The organism is Streptomyces sp. NPDC019890 (assembly GCF_044903445.1).
Taxonomy (GTDB): Bacteria; Actinomycetota; Actinomycetes; order Streptomycetales; family Streptomycetaceae; genus Streptomyces.
This window is the reverse complement of record NZ_JBJDQK010000001.1, coordinates 984,063-1,003,442: the sequence shown is the minus strand read 5'-3', so window position 1 is coordinate 1,003,442 and position 19,380 is coordinate 984,063. Positions and strand designations below refer to the sequence as shown.

General features: G+C 70.5%; 13 protein-coding genes and 1 pseudogene. 9 read left to right on the top strand and 5 right to left on the bottom strand.

The genetic code is table 11. The features are described 5' to 3' along the window. From ACI2LP_RS04385 to ACI2LP_RS04370, 4 genes are all read right to left on the bottom strand, one after another. The coding region (locus tag ACI2LP_RS04385) for a sulfurtransferase (RefSeq protein ID WP_404723021.1) at positions 1-752 on the bottom strand (752 nt) is incomplete at its 3' end. Positions 753-1,358: 606 nt separating this feature from the next. Next, positions 1,359-2,381: an aldo/keto reductase gene (locus tag ACI2LP_RS04380; RefSeq protein ID WP_404723020.1), complete on the bottom strand. Its 1,023-nt coding sequence runs from the start codon at positions 2,379-2,381 to the stop codon at positions 1,359-1,361. Positions 2,382-2,719: 338 nt separating this feature from the next. Further along, the gene (locus ACI2LP_RS04375) at positions 2,720-2,851 is read right to left on the bottom strand and encodes a hypothetical protein (RefSeq protein ID WP_404723019.1); all 132 of its coding nucleotides are present in this window, start codon (positions 2,849-2,851) and stop codon (positions 2,720-2,722) included. A 195-nt stretch (positions 2,852-3,046) separates the two neighbouring features. Beyond that, a complete protein-coding gene (locus ACI2LP_RS04370; RefSeq protein ID WP_404723018.1) occupies positions 3,047-3,823 on the bottom strand; it encodes an MBL fold metallo-hydrolase in 777 nt (258 codons plus the stop codon). 87 nt (positions 3,824-3,910) lie between these two features. On the opposite strand from ACI2LP_RS04370, the gene ACI2LP_RS04365 reads away from it, so the two are divergent. The 5 genes from ACI2LP_RS04365 (at position 3,911) to ACI2LP_RS04345 (ending at position 10,554) form a co-directional block, all read left to right on the top strand. Then, complete coding sequence (locus ACI2LP_RS04365; protein WP_404723017.1) at positions 3,911-4,510, top strand: CGNR zinc finger domain-containing protein; 600 nt, start codon at positions 3,911-3,913, stop codon at positions 4,508-4,510. A gap of 998 nt (positions 4,511-5,508) precedes the next feature. Continuing rightward, a complete protein-coding gene (locus tag ACI2LP_RS04360) occupies positions 5,509-5,865 on the top strand; it encodes a WXG100 family type VII secretion target (RefSeq protein ID WP_404723016.1) in 357 nt (118 codons plus the stop codon). A 204-nt stretch (positions 5,866-6,069) separates the two neighbouring features. Beyond that, on the top strand, positions 6,070-6,387 hold the full coding sequence (locus tag ACI2LP_RS04355; RefSeq protein WP_404723015.1) for a WXG100 family type VII secretion target: 318 nt from the start codon (positions 6,070-6,072) through the stop codon (positions 6,385-6,387). 70 nt (positions 6,388-6,457) lie between these two features. Beyond that, a complete protein-coding gene (gene eccD / locus ACI2LP_RS04350) occupies positions 6,458-7,810 on the top strand; it encodes a type VII secretion integral membrane protein EccD (RefSeq protein ID WP_404723014.1) in 1,353 nt (450 codons plus the stop codon). Further along, positions 7,807-10,554 (top strand): right-handed parallel beta-helix repeat-containing protein, encoded by a 2,748-nt coding sequence (locus ACI2LP_RS04345; RefSeq protein WP_404723013.1) that lies wholly within the window; start codon positions 7,807-7,809, stop codon positions 10,552-10,554. The genes eccD and ACI2LP_RS04345 overlap by 4 nt, the downstream gene beginning before the upstream one ends. Positions 10,555-10,714: 160 nt before the next feature. Here ACI2LP_RS04345 and ACI2LP_RS04340 read toward each other — a convergent pair whose 3' ends face one another. After that, entirely contained in the window at positions 10,715-11,338 is a 624-nt protein-coding gene (locus ACI2LP_RS04340; RefSeq protein ID WP_404723012.1) for a hypothetical protein, read from the bottom strand. A 267-nt stretch (positions 11,339-11,605) separates the two neighbouring features. Here ACI2LP_RS04340 and ACI2LP_RS04335 point away from each other — a divergent pair, with 267 nt between their 5' ends. The 4 genes and pseudogenes from ACI2LP_RS04335 to ACI2LP_RS04320 form a co-directional block, all read left to right on the top strand. Next, positions 11,606-11,908 (top strand): WXG100 family type VII secretion target, encoded by a 303-nt coding sequence (locus tag ACI2LP_RS04335; RefSeq protein ID WP_404723011.1) that lies wholly within the window; start codon positions 11,606-11,608, stop codon positions 11,906-11,908. Between the two features lie 109 nt (positions 11,909-12,017). Further along, positions 12,018-12,458: a hypothetical protein gene (locus ACI2LP_RS04330; RefSeq protein ID WP_404723010.1), complete on the top strand. Its 441-nt coding sequence runs from the start codon at positions 12,018-12,020 to the stop codon at positions 12,456-12,458. Positions 12,459-12,471: 13 nt separating this feature from the next. After that, the gene (gene eccCa / locus ACI2LP_RS04325) at positions 12,472-16,629 is read left to right on the top strand and encodes a type VII secretion protein EccCa (protein ID WP_404723009.1); all 4,158 of its coding nucleotides are present in this window, start codon (positions 12,472-12,474) and stop codon (positions 16,627-16,629) included. Between the two features lie 156 nt (positions 16,630-16,785). Then, positions 16,786-19,380, top strand: a pseudogene (locus ACI2LP_RS04320) (hypothetical protein); the annotation flags it as partial.

The following is a 19,380-nucleotide window of genomic DNA, read 5'->3' as shown; positions in this document are numbered from 1 at the left end:
AGCTCGTGCAGCACGAACCAGGTGAGCGCGGAACGCTCACCGATGCGGCAGTACGCGATGGTGTCCTTCGCCAGGTCGACCTGCTCCTCGGCGTAGAGCTCCTTGAGCTCGTCGTCCGACTTGAAGGTGCCGTCGTCGTTGGCGTTCATGGACCACGGGATGTTGCGGGCGCTCGGGATGTGGCCCGGGCGCTGCGACTGCTCCTGCGGGAGGTGCGCCGGGGCGAGCAGCTTGCCGCTGAACTCGGCGGGGGAGCGCACGTCCACCAGGTTCTCGTTGCCGATCGCGGCGACGGCGTCGTCGCGGAAGGCGCGGATCGAGGTGTCCTGGGCCTTCGCCTTGTACTCGGTGGCCGGGCGGCTGGGAACCTCGGAGCCGTCGACCAGGTCGCGGGAGTCGAGCTCCCACTTCTTGCGGCCGCCGTCGAGAAGCTTGACGCTGTCGTGGCCGTAGAGCTTGAAGTACCAGTACGCGTACGAGGCGAACCAGTTGTTGTTGCCGCCGTAGAGGACGACGGTGTCGTCGTTGGCGATGCCCTTCGCGGAGAGGAGCTTCTCGAAGCCCTCCTGGTCGACGAAGTCACGCCGGACCGGGTCCTGGAGGTCCTGCTTCCAGTCGATCCGTACAGCGTTCTTGATGTGGTTCTTGTCGTACGCGGAGGTGTCTTCGTCGACCTCGACGATGACGACCTTCGGGTCATCGATGTGGGCCTCGACCCAGTCGGCGTCTACCAGGACGTCGCTGCGGCTCATGCTCTTTCTCCTCCGGGGCAGTGTGCGGTGGGTGGTGCGAAGAGAGGGTGTGCGGGTACGCGAAGCCCGCGGCTTACCGGCACGAGAGGTGGCGCCGTGCAAAGCACGGCGACACGTCAGGGACCTTCGGCACTGGGTCGGGCATGGCTCGCGCCCGGGTCAGCGCTCGGAGATTGGGGGCCGATGAGCTGTTGCGTGAGCGCGCTGCCGGTACCAGGGTCATCAAGGATCCTCGGAAGGTGGTTGAACGGTTGAATGCGAGGGTGCGGTGAGCAGTTGCCTGCTCTGGAGCCGTGGCCCGGGCCGCATGTGGTGATCGCTGACGGCTGGAACGGCCGTGGGTCGGTGTACGGGTATGACACCCCCGCGAAACGTCTCTCGGTTCGGTGTCTGCGTCGGGACGCCGGGGACGTCTCGCATGCTCCTGACCGGCGATTGACGCACCATTGCTTTCTGATACACAGTCAGTTAAGCCGTGCCGTCCCGGCTCCGGCAGGCACGGCCACCTCGCGTCGCCCGGCCACGACCGTGCTCGCAGCGCGAACGATGGGTGCTCAACCGGGGTGCGGCCGGCTGCCGATGTGTCCCGGTCGCGTCGGTGTCGGGTCAGGAGTGCAGCGGCAGGCGGTCGGCGGGCGCGCCCTGACCCCAGTCGGGGTAGGGGACCGGGAGGGCGCTGGCCGCGTCCAGGTCTGCCAGGTCCTCGTCGGTGAGTACGAGGTCGACGGCGGCCAGGTTTTCGGTGAGCTGGTCGGGGCGCTTCGCGCCGACGATCACGCTCGTGATCCCGGGTCGGGCCAGTACCCAGGCGAGGGCGACGCGGGCCACACCGACGCCGTGGCGTGCGGCGACGACGCGCAGCGCGTCCACGATGTCCCAGCCGCGTTCCCGGTCCACGGGCGGGAAGTCGGCGAGGGCGCGGCGCGCGGTGTCGTCGCTGGTGCCGTTGCGGTCGAACTTGCCGGACAGGAACCCGCCGGCGAGCGGGCTCCACACCAGCGTGGCGAGCTGCTGATCCGCAGCCATCGGCAGGATCTCCCGCTCGATGTCCCGTCCGGTCAGCGAGTAGTACACCTGCTGGGACACGAAGCGCTCCAGAGCGCGCGACTGCGAGGCGCCGAGGAACTTCATCATCTGCCACGCGGCCAGGTTGGACGCGCCGATGTAGCGGATCTTGCCCTGCCGGACGGCGTCGTCCAGTGCGGCCAGCGTCTCCTCCACCGGGGTCAGCGGATCGAAACTGTGGATCTGGTACAGGTCGACATGGTCGGTACGCAGCCGGCGCAGGCTGTCCTCCAGCGCCCGGGTGACCCACAGCCGGGACAGACCGACCTCGTTGGGGCCGCCGCCCATGCGGGCGAAGAGCTTGGTGGCAAGCAGCACGCCTCTGCGTCTCGAGCCCAGCACCCGGCCGAGGATCTCCTCGCACTCGCCCCCCGCGTACATGTCGGCGGTGTCGATGAGATTGACACCCGCATCCAGAGCCAGACCCACAAGCTCGTCCGCGGCCTTCTCCTCCAGACCGCCCACGAGGCTCCACGGCGGCGTCCCCGCCCCGCCGAACGTCATCGTGCCCAAAGCGATCCGGGACACGAAAACCCCCGTGGCGCCCAGTTGTTCGTACTGCATGTTCCGCCTTCCGATGATCCGTGCTCTGGTCGTGGACGGCGCTGCGGCCGTCCGCACGGCTGCCTGCCACGCTACGAGCGGCCGACCGGGCAGACCATGATCAAACGTCCGGAGAACCTGCGCGTTCGTCCGAGCCGGCCGGAAGACGGAAGGGAACCGCTGGCCAGTCGTCCAGCCTCGCGATCGCTGCTGCGGGCGGGGCGTTGCGGTACTGCGCCGGCGATCGGAGGAAACGTCACCGCCCATCCACCCGCCCCAACCGCCAACCCGGCGAACCTGTGCGCGGCGCGCTCGCGTGGCTCTTCTCGCCACACCCACCCCGGCCGACGCCGCCAGACTCACCCGCAGCCGACTGCGAGCGCGCCGACCGCCCACGCCACGCAATCGAAGCCGAGGCCGAGCGGCTGCGGGACACCTTCCGCGCGGACTACCACCACCAGCAGCCCCAGTTTGAACAGACCAGGGGACACCAAACGACAGCTCTCCTCCAGCAGCTCGATGTCGTGCGCGAACAGTCCGCTTCCCGGGTACACGCCGCCGCATAGAGCATTCCGGCCCCGCGGAATTCCGCCGGGGTGGCGGAACTCCGCGGGGCCGTGAGGGCGATCCATCAAGGAGGTCGACAGGAGTGACAGACCTGATGCCGCGGTGCGGGCCGGGTTCGCTCAGTTCAGCTGAAGGCGGTCGGCCAGTCCCGCGGCGGTGAAGGCGGCCACCAGGTCGCCGCGGCCTTCAGTGAAATGGGCCCAACTGTCGAAGTGGACGGGGACGACCCGGCGCGCCCCGAGGAGCTGAGCGGCCTCGGCGGCCTGGGCGCTGTCGAGTACCACCGTCGAGTCGAAGATGGGCAGGCGCGGAGCACCTGCGAAGAGAACGGCGGTGTCGACCGGGCCGAACCGCTCGGCGATCTCCTTGACCAGGGCGAGCGAGGCGTTGTCGCCGCTGACGTACACCGTGGCCAGGTCGGGTGCGGTGAGGACGAAGCCCACGACCTCGCCCGCTATCGGTTCGACCTCCTCGCGCGCCCCAGGGCCGTGGATGGCGGGCACGCCCGTCACGGTCACGGTGCCGCCGTCGGGACGGTCCAGCGTGACGGACTCCCAGTCCTCAAGGCCCTTGGCGTCTGCGCCCAGGCGGCCCGCGCCGCTGGGGGTGGTGAGGGTGACGGGCACGTCGGCCAGGAGGGCCCGGCCGGAGTGATCGAGGTTGTCGGGGTGCTCGTCGTGGGAGAGCAGGACCACATCGATGCGGCCGAGGTCCTCGGGCGCGGCGGAAGAAGGCGCGGTCTTGGTCAGGACCAGGCCGGGTCCGATGGGGTAGTCGCCGGGGGTGTCGAAGGTGGGGTCGGTCAGGAACCTCAGCCCGCCGTACTCGATGAGCGCGGTCGGGCCGCCGAAGACGCGGACGGGGATCTGCTCAGAGGGCGTGCCGGTAGCAGACATACAAGAACCTCACGGATGGGTAGCGGTTTATCCGTGAGAGACGCTACTGGCTTCTCACGGATGAATGCAAGCCGTAACATGAGAGGCATGGAGGAGACCATGGCCGCCGAGCCCGTACTTCCGCCCGCACCGGGCGCAGAGCAGTACCGCGCCCTCGACTTCGCCAACAGCGCCGTCGCTCTGCCCGGCGGCCAGTTCCTCGACCTCCTCGGCACCCCCGCCGCCACGAACCAGTGGCTCACCGAACACGACCTCGCCCCGGTCGGCGCCGGACTGCAGGAGACGTGCGCGGCGCAGTTGCGGACGCTGCGTGAGCAGATCCGGGCGCTGCTCGCCTCCCGGGTGGACGGGCGCCCCGCCCCGCCGAGCGCTCTCGCCGCCGTCAACGGCGCACTTTCCAGGGCTCCCGCGGCCGCCCTGCTGCACTGGGACCCCACCCGCGGCCTGTTCCGGGCCGACTCGCACCCGATCACTCAGATCGTCGACCACGCCCTGGCCGCCCTCGCCGACAACGCCGCCGACCTGCTCACCGGCCCCGACGCAGAACGCCTCGCCGCCTGCGGCTCCAGCCCCTGCACCCGCTACCTGCTGCGCCACGGCCGCCGCCAATGGTGCTCCACCCGTTGCGGCGATCGCGTCCGCGCAGCCCGTGCCTACGCCCGGCGCACTCGACTCGAGTCGCACTGAGACCGCTCGGTCTCCGATCGACCCGGGCCCGGCGGTTCAGCTGTGGCCGAGAATCTCGCGTTCCTGCTTCAGCTCGGCGACCCGCTCTCCGGCTGGTGCTGCGAACACCGGTCTTGCTGTGACCCGGAGAGGCGGGGGGACCTCTTGGCGATCCCCTGGCATGCACTCGACGGCTTCCTCAGGCCCGCCAGCCGTTTGTACTTTCAGTGGATGCATCTCGCCACGTAGGTGCTGATGCGCTCCATGAGGGGATACAACGCCGACCGGTAGCACCAGCCGTAGAAGTTGACTCGACCGGAGTGCCGCCGGTGGCGGCCGTGTTGTCATCCCGCGTTCGTTACTTTTCCCAGTCGCCCTGGGATTCAAAGGCGGGCGGCTTCGGCTGGATGTCGCTTCCGGTGAGGTCGATGAGGAGGGGCTGGTCCATGGGGTGGCACCTGCTCCGTCGGGAGAGCGTCGGGATAACCTGCGCGTTCGTCCATGGCGGACGGAGGGCGGAAGGGGACCGCGGGCGCCCGGGCCCCGGCACGCGTCCGGTTGGCGATGAGCGGTTCGGTGCCCTCGTTCTCCGCCACGCGTTCTTCGGCCCCCTCCGTATGTGCGGAGGCGAGGCCCAAGGACTGCGGCGGGTGCAGGGGATGTCACGGTTGTATATCGGGCCCGTTGAGGGAGAACCCCGCCGGGGCCTGCTCCGTAGCAGGGGTTGTCGGCTTCACTTCGGAGGCCGCGCAGCAACCTGAGTCATCCCTCCCGGGAGTTCCCCGATGCCAGAGCAACGTGCTGTCACGCTCGCCAAGCTCACCGCTGCGAGCATGCCTCTGCTGTCCGCCTGCGGCAGTGAGAGAAGCGCCCCGGCGGGGCCCCAGTCGTCGCGTCCTCGTCCACGCGGTCGAGCTGGAGTTCAGGCGCGGGACGGCCAGACAGAACAACGCGCAGTAACTTCCGCGCGTTCGGACTCGGTTCGGTAGCAGACCACGATGTGCCAGGAGGATTGATTCGTGTCCACCCCTACTCCCCACACGACGGTCGGCGGTGTCGAGTACAACGTCACGCTGTTCGACCTGCAGGCGGCCGCCAGTGACACGCATCTGACCGCGCACGACGTCGCGGTGTGGCTGCAGGAGCTGCGGACCTATGTGACCGCCCTCCAGAACGAGTGGCAGGGCCTGGCGGCCAACGAGTTCCAGGACCTGATGGTGCTGTGGGGCACCCACTCCGCCCGGCTCAACGAGGCGCTCACGGCCATCGGCGACGGGCTGATGGGCAACTACCACAACTACGACAACTCCGAGGTCGCCAACCACCAGAACATGGCTTCGATCAAGACCAACCTGCCGACCGCCAACCTCGTCTGAGGTCCGCTCCCCGGCACCCGCCCCAAAGCGGCCACGCGCCATGGCCGCCGCCCCGAGCGCGGTCTCCCCGAGTCTCACGTCCCGAGGCGGTGGCCTCGGCACCTTCGACCCCTCTGATCTGAGCCCGCGGCCCAGGACCGGCCGAGGTACGACAACGCAAGCCTCGGTCGCGTCGGTTCGCGACAGTCCCCAAGGAGCCACCCTGTGCCCAGCCCCGACAGCATTCCGATCCTTGTCACCACCGGCCTCGCCGATGCTGGGCCGACCATCGTCAACCGCGCCGACGACTGCATCGACCGGCTCAACGAGCTGAAGCGGCGGCTCATCCCGCTCGCCGACTCCTGGACCCGGAGCGGCGCCTCCGGCTACTACCACGAGCAGCAGATTGCGTGGGACCAGGCCGCCACCGGTCTGCTCGACCCGCAGGTGGGCATCCTCGGCGAGATCGCCCGAGCGCTGAACATCAGCTACCAGAACAGTGCGGACGCCGAGCTGTCCAACATCCAGACCTGGAACAACTAGCCGCAACCATCGCCGACCGAGGCCCCTCCTCACCTCGCCCTTCCACCCCACGACTCCAAGGACAGCCCAAGTGGACGACGAACGGTGCCGGATCACGGTGGTGGGCACCCGGCGGCGGGTAGACCTGGCGGTACCCGCCCGGGCGGCCATCGCCGAGTACACCCCGACTTTGCTGCGGCTCACCGGCCAGGAGGAAGAAGACGAGACCTTCCCCGCGGTCTGGTCCCTGGCTCTGCCCGGTGCCAAGCCGCTTTCCCCGGGCGCGTCCCTGACCGAGTCCGGGGTCGCGGACGGTGCCACGCTGTATCTGCGGGACGTGGCGGCGGGTGAGTTCGACGAGCCGCTCATCACCGACCTCGACGAACTCGTCGGTGAGGCCAACGAGGAGGGGCTGCGCTGGGACACGCGGCACCGCGCGCTGACCCTGCTCTTCCTCGGCCTCGGCGGGATGGCCGGTGCCCTCGGCTTTTTCGTGGGGCTGGCCGTGGACAGCCCCCGCTTCCCCTTGGTCGGGTTGGCGGCGCTGCTGGCCGGGTTCGGCCTGGCCATGCTCGCCTGGCACGCCACCCGCCGCACCTGGCCGCTGGCCCTGCCGGTGCGGCTCGGGATGGCCCTGTCGGCCGTGCCGCTCCTCGCCATCAGCGCGGTCCTGCTCCCCACCGTGCTGGACACCACTGCCAGGACGGTCATCGCGGGGTCCGTGGGGGCGCTGGCGGGCGCCCTCGCGGCCCGGCTCGCCGTCAACCATGTGATCACCCTTACCACGCTGGTGGTGAGCGGGGTGCTGCTGCCCACCGCGGGCCTGCTGTCCGGCTTCGGCGCAAGCGGCGCCGAGAGCGCCGCGGTTGTCGCGGTGCTGGCGATGGGCTCGCTGGGCGTGGTGCCGATGCTCTCCGGGCACCTCGTCGCGCTGTCCGCTCCGCCGGGGGAGGGCAGCGCGACCGGCGAGGCCATCCCCGAGCTGGTCCGCAGGGGCCGCCGGGTACTGGCCGGGCTCACCCAGCTGCTCTCCGCCGCGCTGATCCCCGCACTGGTGCTGCTTGCCACCTCTGACGACGCGTACGGCCTGGTCCTGGCGGTGTGCGTGAGCGGTGCACTGCTGCTGCGCGCGGGCCAGTTGAAGATCACTGCTGCGGTGTTGCCGACGGTCGTCGCCGGTACGACTGGCCTGCTCGCTGTCGCCATCAGCGCCCCCGGCGAGCTCGGCGCGCCCGACTGGGCGGGGCCGCTGGCCGGTCTGCTGGCGGGCGCGGTGATGCTCGGCGCCGGCCTGATCCGGGCCTTCCCCGAGGGCGAGCCGATCGGTGAGCGGCCCGCCTGGATCAGTGGGCTGTCCTCGACGCTGGCGCTCGCGGCCGTACTGCTGGCGGTCGGTGTCTTCGGGGTGTTCGGCAGGCTGATGGAGATGGGTGAGTCGATGTGACGCCCGAACTGCAGCGCGTCGCCGCCCGCGGCTGGGGGACCCACCGGACCATCGGGGCGGCGATCCGCGCGGCGGACGACGGCGCGGTGGTCTCGATCCAGCCCGGCTCCTACAAGGAGTCCCTGGTCCTGGACCGTGATATCACCGTGGTGGCCGAGAAGGGCCGTGGGACGGTACGGATCACCGCGGCGCACGGTCCGGGCGTCAGCGTCTCGGCGGGCCATGTCGTGCTGCGCGAGCTGGAGTTCGAGGGCAGCGACGCGGCCGAGCCGGTGGTGCTGGCCCGGGGCGGCTCGCTGGAGTTGGAAAGCTGCGAACTGTCGGGCGGGCGACTGGAGCTGGCCCGGGACAGCACGGCGCAGGTGCGCGGCTGCACGGTGCATGGTGCGAAGCGAGCCGGGGTGCATGTCACCGGGACCGCACGCGGCAGCTTCGAGGACTGCACGATCCGCTCGGTCGACGGCTACGGGCTCACCCTGGTCGACACGGCCCGGGCGGATCTGCGCCGTACCCGGGTGCAGCGCACCACGGACTGCGGGGTGCTGCTCGGCGGCACGAGCAGCGCCACCTTCGACGACTGCGAGCTGGCCCACACCGGCGATGCCGCGCTGCTGGTGTACGCGCCCGCGCAACCGCTGCTGCGCGGCTGCCGGCTGCACGACACCAGGGCCCAGGGCGTACGGATCGAGGACGCGCCGGGCCGGCCCGCGCCGCAGCCGCTGCACCAGGCCCAGCCCGAGGAGGCGGGTCCTGAGGCGGGCGGCGAAGGTGCATCTGCCGGGCAGGACGAGCGCCGGATCCGGCTGGACAAGTGCGAGATCTTCCGTACCCAGGCCGAGGGCGTGCTGGTCTCCGGCGGCAGCCGAGTCCTGCTGCGGGACTGCGATGTGCGGGAGGCGCACGGCGCGGGGTTGTTCGCGTACGGCACCGCGCGGGTCGAGCTGGAGTCGGTCCGTATCGTCGATGTGCCCGACACCGCGGTCACGGTCGCCGAGAGCGCCCAAGTCCGCGCGCGCAACGGGGTGTTCTCCCGTACCGGCACCGGCGGACTGCTCGCCCAAGGGGACGCCGTGCTGGAGCTGGCCGACTGCCAGGTCGCGGCGACCGGCCACTCCGCGGTGCAACTCGCCGGCAACGCCCGCGCGGTGCTGGTGGACTGCACGGTGGCAGACAGCGCCCAGCACGGCATCCGGCTCAGCGGGGGCGCCGACCTGCTGGCCGAGCGCACCCGGATCGAGCGCACCAAGCTGGCCGGGGTCCTGGTGGACGGGGCCGACGCGGTGCTGCGCGACTGTGTGATCAGCGAGGCGGAGACCGGGGTGCGGCTCGATACCCGGCACCGGCCGCTGCTGGACGGCTGCGAGTTCCGGGCGATCCGGCGGACCGGGATCGAGGTGGCGGCCGATACGGCGGCGCTGATCCGGGGCGGACAGGTGGCCGGCACCGGATCGGCCGGGGTGTTCCTGGAGGAGCGGAGCCAGGCATGGATCGAAGAGATGGAGATCTCCGACACGCAGGGCAGCGGGCTGGTGCTGTGGACCGGATCCGCGCCCCGGATCCGCGCGGTCACCGTCACCGGCGCCGGCAAGAACGGGGTGTACGTGCACGAGGGCGGCGCGGGCATCCTGGAGGACTGCGAGATCTCCGGCTCAGCCTTCCCCGCCGTCTATACAGGGCCCAAGTCGGCGCCGGTGCTGCGCCGACTGCTGGTGCACGACGTCCAGGAGGACCTGTCGGCCGCCGAGGACGCGGAGGCCGTGTTCGAGGACTGCTGGGTGCGCGATGTGTCGGTCAGCACCCTGCCGCAGGCGGAGGAGGAGCCGTCCGCGGGTGCAGTGGCGGTGGCCGGCGGCGGCCCGGTGCGGCGGAAGTTGGCCTCCGATCAGGGGAGTTCGGAGAAGAATGGGGCCGAGGAGGGCGTCACCGAGGATCAGCTTCCGGAACTGCTGGCCGAGTTGGAGGCGTTGGTCGGCCTGGACCGGGTCAAGCAGGAGGTCGGCTCGCTGGCCAAGGTGATGCAGATGGTCAAGCGGCGCCAGGAGGCCGGGCTGCAGCCCCCGCCGCTCAGCCGCCATCTGGTGTTCGCCGGCAACCCGGGCACCGGCAAGACCACGGTGGCCCGGCTGTACGGACGGCTGCTGGCCGCGCTCGGACTGCTGGCCCGCGGCCACCTGGTGGAGGCCGACCGTGGTTCGCTGGTCGGCGAGTATGTCGGCCACACCGCGCCGAAGACCACCGCCATCTTCCGGCGGGCGCTGGGCGGAGTCCTGTTCATCGACGAGGCGTACGCCCTGGTGCCATACGCGCAGTCGACCGACTTCGGCCACGAGGCGATCGCGACGCTGGTGAAGCTGATGGAGGATCACCGCGACGAGGTCGTGGTGATCGCCGCCGGCTACCCCACTGACATGCAGCGCTTCATCGACTCCAATCCGGGCCTCGCCTCCCGGTTCACCCGGACGCTCACCTTCGACGACTACTCCTCCGACGAGCTGGTGGAGATCGTCCGCTACCAGGCGGCCCGGCACCAGTACCAGGTGCCGGACGAGACGCTGGCCGCGCTGGTGGAGTACTTCGACGGGATCGAGCGCACCGAGCACTTCGGCAACGGCCGGACGGCCCGTCAGGTGTTCCAGCGGATGACCGAGCAGCACGCCCAGCGGGTCGCCGAACTACTGGATCCCGGCACCGACGATCTGACGATCGTGCGGCCTCAGGATCTGCCGCCGAGGACTGCGGTCTGATATTCCCGGATTCCACGCAATGAAAGAAACACGTCCGCCGACGGCAGGAGAGGAAACCGTCGGCGGATCGTGACTCGGAATATCCGTCAGGGGCCGGGGCAGAGATCGGTGCCCGGCTGGGTCGGTACGGCGTGGCCGAAGCGGAAATCGTTGGCCCCGGTCAGGTCACAACCTCATTGGAGGTGCCTTCGGTCGGGAAACGCGAATTGCGGTCGACTTCGGAATAGGTCTGTCCGGTCCTGTTCACAAGCGCGATGTACTCGCCGACCAGTTCCATGGTTGTTCCCATGAAGAACAACGCCTTTTCCATTGCCGGATTCATGGACGCCGCGAAATTCCAGGCGATGGGCTGGATCTCGCCGGGGTTCTCCTGCACAGAAGTGCCGTAACCGATCGGGTCCTTCTCCAGGTCCGTGTCGTGCTGACCGAACACATCGTCCTGCACCGACAGCACGTGCTCCCGCAGCCCCTGGTAGGCGTCGACCGCTGTCTGCGCCGCTCTGAGCAGGGCGATCTCGGTGGCGCGCACGCCTGAGAGGTCCACCCTGATGGGCGGAGTCGCGGGCACGTCGGTGCTGGACTCCTCGTCCCCCTGCGGTTCTGTCGCCGGGGGCGGATTGTTGAAGCTCGGCATTACCGTCCAGCTGACGCTGAGATTCGGCACCAGATAGCCAAGGTCTTTTCCGCGGTCCGGGTCGGCGCCGTCCGGTTCGGGCTCAGAAGAGTTGGGTTGGGGTATCCAGTGGTCGTACTGTGAGTGCGTGATATTGCCTTCGTTCGGCATGGCCACCTCTCGCCCTACGGCTCGGGTCACAGTTGTGGGACCGTATGCCGAGGATAGCGCAGCAGCGTAATCCAAGTGCGGCCGCCAGGACAAAAACTGTGTCAATGAGTTGTGTGTGACCGGCTCATCACTGGTCGCAGCTGGCCTTTTTCATGCATTCGTTGTCTGGTAAAGTCCGGGCGTACGGTTTACGGGTCCGGCGGCCCTGACCGCCGGGCTTTCCAAGCATGTTGATCTGCTCGCGAGGTGTGACGAAAGGGTCGAACTATGCCCGATATGTCGTGGTCGGATTTCAGGGTGAACCTGGGTCATCTGAAGGAAGCCATCGGAACGGTCAGAGGCCAGTCGGGCCACATCGCGTCGACCATGAGCAGGCTCGCCGGCGAGTTCGAGACGGTCGGCGCCGAATGGCAGACCCCCTCCTCGGCCACCCTGGAAGAGGTACAGCGGTGGTTCGCGCGCTCGCAGACCGAACTGCACGACCTGCTGGAGGAAGTCGTACGCCGGATGCAGGTGGCGTACGACAACTACCACGAGATGGAAACGGCCAACTACAACAACATGACCTGACGCGCACCGCCCTCCGTCCGCATCCGTGACGGCCCGGGCAGCCCCTTCCCATCCCCCTCGTTCGCAGCCTCCACCCGGCGGAGTTGCTGCCCCGACCGCGGAGCCCTGCATGCCTGAGCTTGCCGACTACGACGTCTCCTCCCTCTACATCGACCCGACAGGGCTCTCCGACAGCTCGCAGAAGCTGCTGGCGCACGCGAAAGAGGTCGCGGACACCATCGGCGCGATCAACAGCACCCTGTCGGGCCTTGCGCTGGGCTGGGCGGGCAAGACCCAGGAGGAGGTGGACAGGATGAACAACCAGTGGACGTCCACCATGCGCGGGCTGTTCGGCACCGAGGACGCACCGGAGAGCGGGGTGCTCAACGTGATGGCCGCCGGAGTGATGGCGGTCGCCGCGGGCAACGCGCAGACCGAGGTCGCACTCGCCGAGATGTTCCAGAAGTTCCTCCAAGACGTCGACTCGCCCGGCGACGGCGGCGCCACGCCCGGCTCCGCGCCGCAGGACATGATGAACTTCGACGTCACCGCCGTCAGCGCGGACTGGTGAGCGGCGGACCGACATGACGCGTACCGCCTTCCACCGCCCCGCCCGGACCTTTCCGCCGTCGTTGGCGGAGAACAAGGTCTCTCTGGCACCCCCGCCCCAGAAGCCCAACAACAGCCAGGCCGCGAACTGGCTGATCATCCTGCTGCCGCTGCTCAGCAGCGTGAGCATGGCCGCGTACATGGTCACCTTCGGCCGACCGTGGATGATCATTCTCGGGGTGTCCTTCGTTGTGCTGTCCGTGGCCATCACGCTCTACGTCCGCTGGCAGTCCCGCTCCACCACCCGGCGGCAGCGACTGCGCCAGCGGGACCGCTACGTCGAGTACCTCTCCGGCATCCGCGCCCAGGCCCGCGCCTCGGCGGCGACCCAGCGCGCGGTCGGGGCCTTTCTGCACCCCGGCCCGCGCCGGCTGTGGTCCATCGCGGTCGGTCGCCGCCGGGTCTGGGAACGCCGCCCGACCGACGCCGACTTCCTGAAGGTGCGGCTCGGACTGGGCCGCGGCGTCCCGCAGTTGCAGCTGGTGCAGAGCAACAGGTCCGATCCGACCGCCGAGTACGAGCCGCTGTCCCAGCGTGCCTCGGAGAAGCTTGCCCGCGACTACGCGACGGTCGGGCTGCAGCCGGCCTGGATCGACCTGGCCGGCAGCGGAGTGGTCAGCCTGCTGGGCACCCCCGAGCGCACCCGGGCCACCGCCGCGGCACTGCTGCTCCAACTCGCCGTGCTGCACGCCCCCGACGACGTCCAGCTGGTCGTGCTCGCCGCGGAGGAGCCGGGCCGGGAAGGCCAGGAGGAGGACAACTCGCCCTGGGACTGGGCCAAATGGCTGCCACACACCCACGACACCTATGCCGGGGCCTCCCCGGCCGGCATCGTGCCGACCGTCGCCCGCCGTTTCGACGGCATAGCCGACATCCTGGAGCGCAGGCTGGAGCGGGCCCGGGCCGAGCGCGCCGAGCGCGCCACCATGCTGCCCTCGGTACGCGACAAGGCCACCCAGGGTCGACACTGTGTCGTGGTCCTCGACGGCTACCGCCCCGACGTCCCCTGGGCCCGTACGCCTCTGCTCGCCGAGCTCCTCACCGAGGCCGGCCCGAGCAGCGGCATCCATGTGGTCTGCCTGGTGCGCAAGGAGAACGAGGAGCCGGGCCGGGTCGATGTCCGTGCCCGGCTGGAGGATGCGGGGGGCCTGGCTCTGGAGAGCCGGGACCCGAGACTGTTCAACCCGGTACAGGACGCCGTCGCCGACGAGGCGGAGCCCGCGCTGTACGAACAGCTCGCGCGCGCCCTGGCGCCGCTGCGGCTGTCCGGCGAGCGCGACCAGGTGCTTTCCCGTACGGTCTCGCTGCCGCAGATGCTGGGCGTCGGCGACCTCGCCGAGCTGGACCCCACCACGTTCTGGCGCCGCCCCGACGATGAGGCGCTGCTGCGGATCCCGATCGGGGTGGCCGGCACCGGCGAGGACCTGGTGCTGGACCTCAAGGAGTCCGCGCAGGGCGGTATCGGCCCGCACGGGCTGGTCGTCGGCGCCACCGGCTCCGGCAAGAGCGAGCTGCTGCGCACCCTGGTCACCGGCCTGACCATGACCCACTCGCCGGAGCATCTCAGCTTCGTCCTGGTCGACTTCAAGGGCGGTGCCACGTTCGCGGGGGTCACCGAACTCCCGCACGTGGCCGGTCTGATCACCAATCTCGCCGACGACCTCGCCCTGGTCGACCGGATGCGTGCCGCGCTCATCGGCGAACAGCAGCGCCGCCAGCGGATGCTGCGCGACGCCGGCAACGTCGACTCCGTACGGGCGTACCAGCTGCTGCAGGCCCAGGGCGGCACCGATGTGCACGGCAGGCCGCTCGAGCCGATGCCGTACCTGGTGATCGTGGTCGACGAGTTCGGTGAACTCCTCTCCCAGCGCTCGGACTTCATCGAGCTGTTCGTCCAGATCGGTCGGGTCGGCCGGTCGCTGGGCATGCATCTGCTGCTCGCCACCCAGCGATTGGACGAGGGCCGGCTGCGCGGCCTGGAGTCCCACCTGTCGTACCGGATCTGCCTGCGGACCTTCTCCGCCGGCGAGTCCAAGGCGGTCATCGGCACCGCCGACGCGTACAAGCTGCCGCCGATCCCCGGCTCGGCGTACCTCAGGGTCGACGAGTCGGTTTACGAGCGCTTCCGGGTCGCCCATGTCTCGGGCACCTACCAGGCGGCCGGTACCGAGGTGGCACCCACCGGCCCCGTGCCGGAGCCGGTGCCGTACGGGCTGCGCACCGCCGAGCAGGCCCGCCACGGGGACGAGGAGCAGGATCCGGTCGCGGTGCCGCTGCCGGTCGCGGGAGCGCGTACCGAAATGCAGGTCGTGGTGGAGCGGCTGGGGCTGTACGGCCGGCCGGTGCACCAGGTGTGGCTGCCCCCGCTTCCGCCGCATATCGAGCTCGACTCACTGCTGGGCCCGGTCGACGAGGATCCCGACCGGGGCTTCCAGGCCGTCAAGGGCGCCACCCCGCTCGGCCGGCTCACGTTCCCCCTGGGCGTGGTGGACCTGCCGCTGATGCAGGCGCAGCGCACCCTGCAGGTCAACCTGGGCGGCACGCACGGCCATGTCGCCATCGTCGGCGCCCCGCAGACCGGCAAGTCCATGGCGCTGCGGACCGCGATGCTCAGCGCGATGCTCACCCACACCCCCGCGGAACTCCAGTTCGCCTGTGTGGACTTCGGCGGGGGTTCGCTGGGCTCCTTCGAGGAGGCGCCGCATGTCTCCGGCGTGGCCTCCCGGCACGACGAGGCCAAGGTACGCCGGGTGCTCGCCGTCGTACGGCGAAGCGTGATCGACCGGGAGCGGCTCTTCGAGCGGCTCGGGATCGACTCCGCCGCCGACTTCCGCCGGCTACGCGCCGAGGGCGGCCTGCCCGACGGGCAGAACGCGGCGGACATGGTCCTGGTCATCGACAACTGGGCAGCGCTGCGCGCCGCAGTGGACGAGGCCGAGAGCCAGGTGCACGACATCGCCACGCGCGGCCTCGGTGTGGGCGTCCATCTGCTGATCACCGCCAACCGCTGGATGGAGATACGCACCAACCTGCGCGACGCCATCGGTGGCCGGCTGGAGCTGCGGCTCAACGAGACCGGCGAGTCCGAGGTCAACCGCAAGGCCGCCAAGCTGCTGGTCAACGCCGTCCCCGGCCGGGGTATCGCACCCCCCGGCGACCTCATGCACATCGCGCTGCCCCGGCTCGACGGGACGCAGACCATGGAAGGCCTCGGCGCCGCGCAGCAGAGCGCGATCGCTCAGTCCGCGGCCCTGTGGACCGGTGCGATCGCCCCACGGGTGCGGGTGCTGCCCGAGCTGATCACCCCCGCCGAGCTGGCGGCCGCGGTCGAGGCAGCCAAGGCCGCCGCGGCGGCTGCCGCTGGGACCGCCACCGGCGCGGAGGCGCTCACCGCCGCGCAGGCCGCGGTCGAGGCACGGTCCGCGAGCGAGGTGCCCGTCGGCATACGGGAGTTCGACCTGGCCCCGGCCTCGATCGACCTGGCCGTTGGGGACCCGCACTTCCTGGTCCTGGGCGACTCCGGCTCCGGCAAGACCTCGTTCCTGCGGTCCTGGATGCGGCGCGTGACCGAACGGAACTCAGAGCACGACATCCGCTTCATGGTCTTCGACTACCGGCGCTCCCTGCTGGAGGCCGTGCCCGACGAGTACCTGGCCGCGCAGGCCGCCAACAACGACCACGCGGCCGCGTATGTCGAGCAGCTCACCGCCAAGCTCAGTGAGCGGATGCCGCCCCCGGGGATCAGCTCCCGCGAACTGCGGCTGCGCGACTGGTGGTCCGGGCCCGAGCTGTACGCCGTCGTCGACGACTACGACCTGGTCGCCGGCCAGGCCGGGCAGCGCGGCCCGCTCGCCCCGCTCGCCGACTACCTCACCCATGCAGCCGACATCGGCTTCCATCTGGTGATCGCCCGCCGGGTCACCGGGGCGGGACGCGCGCTGATGGCAGACCCCCTGATCAGCAGGATGCAGGAGTTCGGCACCGGCGGCCTGATCCTCTCCGGCGACCCCCGCGAGGGCGTCCTCATCGGCGACCAGCGCGCGGCACGCCGACCTGCGGGCCGCGGCATGCTGGTCGGCCGCCGCATCCAGCCCGCGATCGTGCAGACCGTGCTCGATCCGGCGATCGACTAGCGCCATGTACGCCTGCGGCGGGCTCCGCTGCGGCGCACCCTTCGGTGCGCCGCGCGGAGTACCACGGAGCGTACGCGCCGTCCCCGGACCCACCACCCCCACTGCCTCCGGCCCCGCCGCACGCACGGGCGCCCCGCCGCTCCGAAGGACCCAAGAATGCCCGTAGAATTCGACTCCCAGCCGATCCGTGAGTTGGCCGACCACTGGATGCGGGTGGGCGACACCTTCTTCGAGACGTATCTGTCCACGGCCGAGGCGGTCCGAAGCATCCCCTGGTCCGGCATCGCCTCGGACGCGGCACGGGAGGCCTACGCCTCGAGCCAGGGCGCGGGCGCCGGCGCGCCGGGCGGCGGTGTCGCCCTCAAGCTTCTCGAGGCGGCCATCACCGCGTGGCGGATCAGCGAGGGGCTGCAGGGATACGCGAACCAGATCGACCGAACCATAGAGAAGATCAACAAGGCCGAGGGTGTGGCCGCCCTCGCCGCCGTCTTCGGGGCTGTGCTCAGCTTCGCCATCCCGGGCCTCGGCTGGCTGCTCGCTGCTCTGTTCCAAGTCGTCGCCAGGGTAATCGCCTTTATCGTCAACGTCGTCGGCCGCCTCATCTCCTCAATGGGCGCCCTCGCGCCCGTCGGCAACTTCGCGGTCAACGCGATCCTGGGCGCTGCGATCACGCTGGGCACCGATGTGTTCGCGCAGGCCCTCGCCTCCTGGACCACGCACAGCGAATTCCACATCAACTGGAAGATGGAGGGCATCAACGTCGGGCTCGGCGCCGTCGTGGGCGCCTGGATGGGCCCGGACTGGCGCCCCAACGGTATGGGACCGAAGGGCAATCCCGCCACGATCGAGAACGGCGGGATGAACGTCGATGTCCCCACCAACAGGCCGGTTCCGCAGAACTCGACCCCGCACACCGTCAACGCCCCTCCGGTGGACGGTGTCAACACGCCTCCGCCGCTGCGCAACAACCCCTCGGAGACGGTGTCCCTGGGCCCGGGCATCAGTAGGACCGATACCCCCAACACGGTCACAAACATCGTCAACGGCACCCCGGAGACCAACACGCCCACGCCCAGCGGCATCCGCCCCGGTGGCAGCGGGCAGGTCACCCCGGAGACCGCCACCCCCGTCCCGACCCCGGGCGGCGGCCCCGGCAGCGGCCGCCCGATCACCGGCGTCCGCCCGGCCGACATCCCGCCGCCGCAGACCACGCCGGGGGGCGGTACGACGGCGCGTCCGGGGCTGACGGTGGGTGGGCCGGATTCGTCGGTGCCGAACTCGACGGTGCCTGGGGGTAGTACGACGGCGCGTCCGGGGCTGACGGTGGGTGGGCCGGATTCGTCGGTGCCGAACTCGACTGTGCCCGGCGGTAGTACGACGGCCCGTCCGGGGCCGACGGTGGGTGGGCCGGACTCGGCCACGCCGAACACCCATGTTCCAGGTGGTCCTACGCGTCCGGGTCCGACCACAGGGAACGTGGATACGCCGTCCGCGCCGAACACAACGGGCCCGACGAACGGTCCGGTGCGGAATGCCTCGGTCGGCAACAGCCCGGATTCGACGACACCGGCAACGCACACGCCGACCGGTGGCCCCACCCGTACCCCCGACACGAACCATGTCGACACGGCCACGCCCAACTCGACCGGTTCGGCGGGCCCGCAGACGCGTCCCGCATCCGGTGCCAACACCCCGGACCCGTCGCGGCCCACGGCGAACACCTCCAACTCCCAGGTGCGGCCCGGGCCGGGGGAGCCCATGCCGGATTCCCCGGTGCCCCAGCAGACCGGGCCGAACACGCCCGGACGTCCGGTGCCCGACGGGGCGGACAACACCGCGGGCGTCCGCCCGGCCGACACCCCGTCGCCGCAGACCGCGCCGGGGGGCGGTACGACGGCGCGTCCGGGGCCGGCGGTGGGTGGGCCGGACTCGGCCACGCCGAACACGCATGTGCCGGGCGGTCCTGCGCGTCCGGGGGCGAACACGGGCCATGTGGACACGTCCGTGTCGAACTCGACGGGTCCGACGAACGGTCCGGTGCGGAATGCCTCGGCCAGCAACAGCCCGGGTGACCCGGTTGAAGTGGTCCCGGTGGACTGGCGGTTCGGTGGGTTCCACGACGAAATGGTCCACGGCGCCCCGACGACCAACACGACCACGCCCAACTCGACCGGTTCGGCGGGCCCGCAGACCCGTCCCGCATCCGGTGCCAACACCCCGGACCCGTCGCGGCCCACGGCGAACACCTCCAACTCCCAGGTGCGGCCCGGGCCGGGGGAGCCCATGCCGGATTCCCCGGTGCCCCAGCAGACCGGGCCGAACAGGCCCGGACGTCCGGTGCCCGACGGGGCGAACCACACCGTGGGCGGAAGCCCGGCCGACAACCCGGCCAGCGGCGCGCGCCCTGACGCCGGGATTCCGAGCACCAGCACGAACACTTCGGCGGGCTCGAACGGCGGGGCGGGCCGCGGTGGCAGCGCGGGGTCGGTCACCGCGGGCGGCAGTTCGTCTCCGGGCACGGGCGGGCGGCTGGGCGTCGAAACGCCCGTCTCCCGCCCGCAGTCGGGTGCCGCGAGGCCTGCGGGCGGTTCTCCTGGTCGGATTTGGCCGTCCCGTACTGAGCCGAGCACTATGACGATCAACGATCTGCCGATGGGCGGGTCGAGCCGTCCGGACGCGGGCGCGGGCGGCTCGACGGCCAATCCGTTTCCGGGTGGCGGTGAAAGGCTGGGTGGCGTGCCGAACGGCAAC